This window comes from Stackebrandtia sp., from assembly GCF_035643755.1.
Classification (GTDB): Bacteria; Actinomycetota; Actinomycetes; order Mycobacteriales; family Micromonosporaceae; genus Stackebrandtia.
Window position 1 is genome coordinate 1 of the sequence record NZ_DASQPW010000319.1, and the last position, 6,099, is coordinate 6,099.

General features: G+C 71.6%; 5 protein-coding genes. All 5 read right to left on the reverse strand.

The window, feature by feature from the left end; all coding sequences use genetic code 11:
- Positions 1 to 1,062 (reverse strand): Hsp70 family protein (locus tag VE172_RS24965; protein ID WP_324804725.1); only part of this gene is annotated, 1,062 nt, incomplete at its 3' end.
- Between the two features lie 189 nt (positions 1,063 to 1,251).
- Complete coding sequence (locus VE172_RS24970) at positions 1,252 to 1,707, reverse strand: hypothetical protein (RefSeq protein WP_324804726.1); 456 nt, start codon at positions 1,705 to 1,707, stop codon at positions 1,252 to 1,254.
- The gene (locus VE172_RS24975) at positions 1,692 to 2,708 is read right to left on the reverse strand and encodes an alpha/beta hydrolase (protein ID WP_324804727.1); all 1,017 of its coding nucleotides are present in this window, start codon (positions 2,706 to 2,708) and stop codon (positions 1,692 to 1,694) included. Before VE172_RS24975 ends, VE172_RS24970 begins: the two co-directional genes overlap by 16 nt.
- Complete coding sequence (locus VE172_RS24980) at positions 2,705 to 4,189, reverse strand: FAD-dependent oxidoreductase (protein ID WP_324804728.1); 1,485 nt, start codon at positions 4,187 to 4,189, stop codon at positions 2,705 to 2,707. Before VE172_RS24980 ends, VE172_RS24975 begins: the two co-directional genes overlap by 4 nt.
- A partial coding sequence (locus VE172_RS24985; RefSeq protein ID WP_324804729.1) for a GMC family oxidoreductase occupies positions 4,186 to 6,099 on the reverse strand: 1,914 nt, incomplete at its 5' end. The genes VE172_RS24985 and VE172_RS24980, both read right to left, overlap by 4 nt.

Genomic DNA, 6,099 nt, shown 5'->3' on the forward strand with positions numbered 1-6,099 from the left:
CGGGTCGGGGGTGGGTGTGGGTGGTGGTGTCAGGTCTGGTGGTGTGAACGGGGAGCTCACCTCGACGGGTATCGGGGGCGGTGGGGTCAGGGGCGGGGTGTGGGGCGGGGTGTGGGTGCTGGGGGTGGCGCCTTGGGCGACGATGAGTTCGGGTTGTTCGATGACGGTGGGGGCTTGTCCGGTGGCGTGGTGAAGCATGGTCGCGGCCAAGGGCATACGACTAGCCCCACCCACCAAAAACACCCCCGCGATGCGGTCGCTGGACAGTTTGGACGCGTGGATGACAGCCTTGGTGACGTTGACCGCGCGTTCCAACAGCGGCCGGGTCAGGGCCTCCAGTTCGTCGCGGGTCACATGGGCGGAGGTGTTCACCAGCGGTATCGGCAACTGGGTTTGAACCGTACGCGACAGGGCCTCTTTGGCCATGCGCACGTCGTCGTACAACAAGCGCCGTGCCGCCCGCTCGGCGGTGCCGTGCGAGGTCATGAGATGCCCCCACGCGGGATCGTCGCCGAACCGCGCACCCAGGTGGTCGATGAGGGCATGGTCGACATCAACACCACCCAAATCGGCCAGGCCATCCACCGCCAACACCTCGAACCCCGTCGAGGTGCGGGCCACCACCGAGGCATCAAAAGTGCCGCCTCCCAGGTCATACACCACCACCGCGTCACCGACATTGACGCGATGGTGCAGCGCTCGGGTGAAGTACACCGCCGCGGCCACCGGTTCGGGGATGAGGTCCACCGTGGCGAAACCCGCCCGCTGCGCCGCGGTCTCCAACACCAACCTGCGCGTCGGGCCCCACGTGGCGGGATGCGTCAAGACCACCGAGCCCGGGACCTGACCAGCGACGCGCTGGGCCTCCGAAGCTACCCGCGACAACACCGCCACGAACAGGTCGACCACAGCAATGTCGTTGCCCCCCAACAACACACTGCCGTCATCGATGCGACGCTTCGGGTTCGGTTCGAAACGGGTCGCGTCGATACGAGCGGCGTTGACCGCGTCACGGCCCGTCAACACACTCCCGTCGGCCTCGACATACACACTCGACGGCATGACAGGAGAACCATCAAACAAGACCGGAGCCACCCCACCATCCGACCGCGACAAAACCGCGACCGTATGCGACGTACCAAAATCCACACCAAGACTCGTCACAGACACCGCCACACCATATCCACACACACACCAACATCAATCCCCAGGCAACACCCACCGGGCGTGACCTACCAACCCCGCCACAGGTCACGCCACCAGGCGACGGGCGAACCGAACACCGAAGGCGATCAGGCGGGTCGGGCGGCCCCGCATGGTCGTCAGTTGACCCGCGAAGCCGCGCGCGGTGATCCGCACCTCGCCGCTGACGCGCGCGCCGTCGGGGTGGACCGCCAGCACCCGCATCCGGGTGGTGTCGCGCCAGATCCGCCAGGGCCGTCCCGTCACGGTCTTGACGCCGTACACCCGCACCGGCCCCGCCTGGATGCGGTACCACATGCGGCGTTGGCCGCGATATCTCACCAGGGCGGCGAAGCTGCCGCCGCTGACGGAGAACCGTCGCCCCTCCAGGTCGACGGCGCCGCCGGTCACGGTGCCGTGCAGGCCGTCGCGGTCGCCGACGCGCGAGTTCACGCGGATGCTCAGTTTGGACAGCCGCAGTCGCGGCCCGGCCATGGTCTCGGTGAATGTCACCTCGTCCGGCATGGATTCTCCTCATCGGACACCGCGTCGAGCCCGGACGTCTTGACCTCGCGCACCTTGGGCACCCGGCGGGACAGGAAGTCGGTGGTCGCGGCGATCGCGGCCGGGCCTTGCGGCCACACCTCCAGGTCGACGCCGTGGCGGCTGCCCGCGCATGTCACCAGCGATGTGACGGTGGGTTGGCGGGACGCCCACGCCACCAGGTCGTCGTCGGCGACGTACTTGTCCTGGGAGGGGTCGGCGGCGATCACCTGCACCGGGATTCCCGACGGCAGCGGATCCGACCGGGCCGCCCACGCCTCGGCCAGCAGCCGCGCCACGAAGACGGGGTTGAGCAGCGGGGTCACCGGGTCGGGCGGCCCGCCGGTCGGCGGGCGCTTGTCGTGGGTGAGGGTCTGGTGCCGGACGATGCCGTCGCCGCCGGTGGCCAGGCGCGGCGCGATCGCGGGCGTCAGCAGCACCGCCGCGCTGGGCCGCCGGTCCAGTGCCGCGAGCTGATCGTGGTCTTGCAGGAGCCGGGTCACGACCAGGCCGCCGAATGACCAGCCCGCGACGATCAGCGGGCGGGATGGGTTGGCCAGGCCGTGATCGAGGACGGCGACCAGGGCGGCCAGGTCGGACTGGGTCCAGGTGTCGATTCCGCGGGTCGTGGTCTCGCCGTGCGAGGGCAGGTCCGGCGCGATGACGTGCAGGCCCGCCTTCGCCCACGCCGCGAACAGCGCCGCGTGGTTGTCGGCGCGGTCGGCGTGGCCGTGCACGAAGATGACGTCGCCGACGGCGTGCCTGGGGGTGCGTTCGATCACCCGCACCCGCCCGGGTTCGCCGTCGCGCAGGCGGTCGGCGCTCAGCCAACGCTGTGTCAATCCTTGGCGGTCACCCGATAGCGGCGTCGCGCGGCCGAAGTGGACTTTGTCGGCGGTGACGGGGCCGACCCGGATCGGCAACGCCAGCAGCCCCGCTGCCAGGACGGTGATCACCGCGACGGCCAGGCGGCGTCTGTTCATCGAAACCTCTCGATCAGGCGTGCCGCGGCGCGATCGGCGATCGCGGCGATCGCCAGTGATGGGTTGGCGCCCAAAGCGGTGGGGGCGAGCGAACCGTCCAGTACATACAGTCCATCGTGGTATCCGCCGTCGGGGTGATACACGGCCCCAAGGGAATCCACCACGCCGTGGTCCACGTCGTCGGCGGCCGGGCAGCCGCCCAGGGGATGCACCGTGATGGGCACCGGGCGGGGCGGGCGCACCGGGCGGGCCCGGTGGCTGCGGGCCAGGTCGTCGAGCAGGTGCGTGCGGATCTGATCCAGCGGGATGCACGGGTCGCGGGCGACGGTGAGCCGTCCGTGGGAGTCCAGGCTGGCGGTGCCGTGTGGACAGTCGGCGCCCATGGCCAGCCACACTCGGCTGTCGGCCAGGGCGGGTGCCCGCAGTCCCAGCGCGCCGGGCAGTCGGCGCGCCAGCGCGGAGATCGCGCGGGCCGCGGCGCCGCCGACCGCCGAGGGGATCGCGCCGTCCTGCAACAGGACGCGTTCGTCGGACGCGCCGACCACGGCCGTGGTGGTGATGGTCGGTCCCGTCGGCGGGGCCGTGTGACGGTCCCCCGGCGCGTACGCCACGCACCAGTCGTCGCCGTTGCCCGACAGCCTGGTGCCCAACGCGTCCGACAGCGGCAGGCCGTCGCGCCGGGCCCGCAACAGCAGCTCGGTGGTGCCCAGAGTCCCGGCCGACAGCACCAGCACGCGCGCGTGAATCGTCAACGCCCGCGTCGCGCCGTCGCGGCGGTGGAGCGCCTCCAGCTGCCAGCGGCGCCGGGTGCCGGGCCGCAGCCCGGTGACCTCGATGCCGGTGCGGATCCGGGCGCCCTTGGCGGCGGCGTCGCGCAGATAGTTGGTGGTGAGGGTGTTCTTGGCGCCGACATTGCAGCCGGTGACGCAGTTTCCGCACCCGGTGCAGGCCGGTGATTCGCCGTCCACGGTGTTGATGGCCAGCGGGGGGCGCTCCAGCGGCAGGCGGTGCGTCTCGGCGAACGAGCGCAGCGCGTCGGCCTTGGCGGCGGCGTGCGGCCAGGGCCGCGAACCCAGCCGCTCCATGACCGCGACGTAGTGGTGGTGCAGGGTCTCGCCGTCGAGCGCGGCGGGCCAGATCCGGCGGTTCTGTTCCACGGTGTCGAAGACCTCGTCGTCGGGAGGGATGGTGACCCCGGCGTAGATCTGCGACCCGCCTCCCAGCACATTGGACACCAGGATGTCCAGGTCCCGCCCGGCGCGCAGGTCGTACATGCCCATGGGGTGGGACCGGGTGCGCATCTCGGCCAGGACCTGGGCGCCGGTGCGCGGGAATCCGCCGGGGGCGATCTCGCGTCCTCTCTCGACGATCAGGAGGCGGTCGCCGAGCGCCTCGGCCAGGCGCGCGGCGGTGACGGCGCCTCCGAAGCCGCTGCCGACGACCACCGCCTCGGCGTCGAGTGTGTCGGTGTCGGTGGTCATCGCGACTCCTGTTCGGCGGCGCGCACCATGTCGGCGGCGGCCTTTTCGGCGAGGGTGAAGATCGCCAGGGCCGGGAACATCGCGGGGATGCGCGGGAACACCGAGGCGTCGACCACCCGCAGGTTCGCGGTGCCGTGGACGAGGAATCGCCGGTCGACGACGCTGCGGTCGTCGCGGCCGGAGCCCATCGGGTTGCTGCACGAGGCGTGGTGTCCCCAGGCTTCGGCGCGGACGAAGTCGGCGAGCCGATCGCTGTCGTCGCCGAGGTCGGGGCCGGGGAAGATCTCGGTCCCCTTGTTCTGGTCCAGCCAGGTGAGGGTCTCGGCGCGCCGGTTGACGCGGCGCGCGAAGGACAGTCCATGCACGACGGCCTCGAGGTCCTCCTTCCCGCCGTGTCCGTCGTCGAAGTAGCGGAAGTTGATTTTCGGCGGCCGGGTGGGGTCGGCGGAGGCGAGCCGGACGGTGCCGGTGCGGTTGCGGCTCCAGCCCTTGAGCACCGCCCACGTCCAGTAGTTGTGGCGGGACAGTCCCTTTTGGGCGAATCCGGGGGCGTAGCCCTCGAATCTGCTGGGCGAGCCGAACACGAAGACCTCGGGGTGGTCGGCGCCCGGCACGGTCAGCTTGGCGCCGATGACGATGCCGTTGCTGCGGTACACGGCGTTGGTGGGGTCGCGCCGCCACTGCCGGGCGCAGGCGTCATCGTCGTCGAGCAGGTCGCAGTCGGCGGCGATGTCGAAGTCCTTGTCGTGCCTGGTGACCACGCTCATCTCGTAGCGGTCCTGCAGGTTGGTGCCGACCGCCGGGATCGGCACGACGCAGTCGATGCGGTGGCGGCGCAGCTCGTCCGGGTCGCCGATGCCCGACAGCATCAGCACCTGCGGGGAGTTGAACGCCCCGCCGCTGAGCACCACCTCGCGGTCGACCTTGACGTGGTGCCGGGTGAACCCGGCGTGGGCGCGGTGGTCGGGGGAGGCGCGGTACAGGTGGTGGCCGTGGCGGAACGTCACCGACGTGGCCACCTGGGCTCCGCTTGTGGTGCAGCTGAACCCGATGCGCTCGACGAGGGCGTTGGTCTGGATGGTGAGCTTGCCGGGGTGTCGCCTGGCGACGTCGAGGAGCAGTTCCCGGGTCCCGCGCCTGCGTCCGTCCTTGGTGGACTGCGTGATGAGGTACAGGCCGTCGCGGTCGGCCTCGACGAGCGCCGGATCGGTGGCGTCGGGGACGGCGCCGGTGACGGCCAGGGTGTTGAGGTCGATGTCGGTGCCCGGCCGCGGTACGGGTACTCCGCTCTCGACGGCGGCGGCGGTCACCATGCGGGCCACCCCGCGGTCGCGCAGCAGCAGGCTCGGCGGCACCTCCTCCATCGGCAGCCACGAGCGCACCCGCCGCGCGTGCTCGGCCATCGGTTCGGGGCCGAAGCGCGGGTCACCCGTCACGCGTGCGAGGTGTTCCCAGTCCTGGTCGGGCGGCGCGGTCATCAGCATCGCGTAGTGGGCGGTGCAGCCGCCGATCGTCGAGGCGCGCGGATACAGCACGCCGTCGGTGTCGGGTTGGAACGCGCGTCCGTGGGCGGCGCGGTCGGTGTAGTGCCGCACGGAGAAGTCCCAGCTCATCCGGGGGTTCGACGAGGCGCGCAGGTGGTAGGCGGGGATCTGGTACAGCTCGCGCGGGACGGTGCCGCTTCCGGCCTCCAGCACCAGAACCCGGTGCCCGGCCTCGGCGAGCCGGGCCGCCACGGGGGCGCCGCCGGCGCCCGAGCCGATCACGATGTAGTCGTAGCCGTCGGCCAGGTCGCGGGGGTCGCGGTCGGGGAACTGGGCGAATCCGTCGGCGGCGTCGGCGGACGCCGGGTTGGGGCGCGTCGCGGCCCAGGCCGCCATGCCCAGTCCCCCGGCGGCGACGGCGCCCTG

Excerpts from the sequence above, each read along its gene's own strand:
- VE172_RS24970 (WP_324804726.1), bottom strand. The coding sequence starts at position 1,707 with ATGCCGGACGAGGTGACATTCACCGAGACCATGGCCGGGCCGCGACTG.
- VE172_RS24975 (WP_324804727.1), bottom strand. The coding sequence starts at position 2,708 with ATGAACAGACGCCGCCTGGCCGTCGCGGTGATCACCGTCCTGGCAGCG.
- VE172_RS24980 (WP_324804728.1), bottom strand. The coding sequence starts at position 4,189 with ATGACCACCGACACCGACACACTCGACGCCGAGGCGGTGGTCGTCGGC.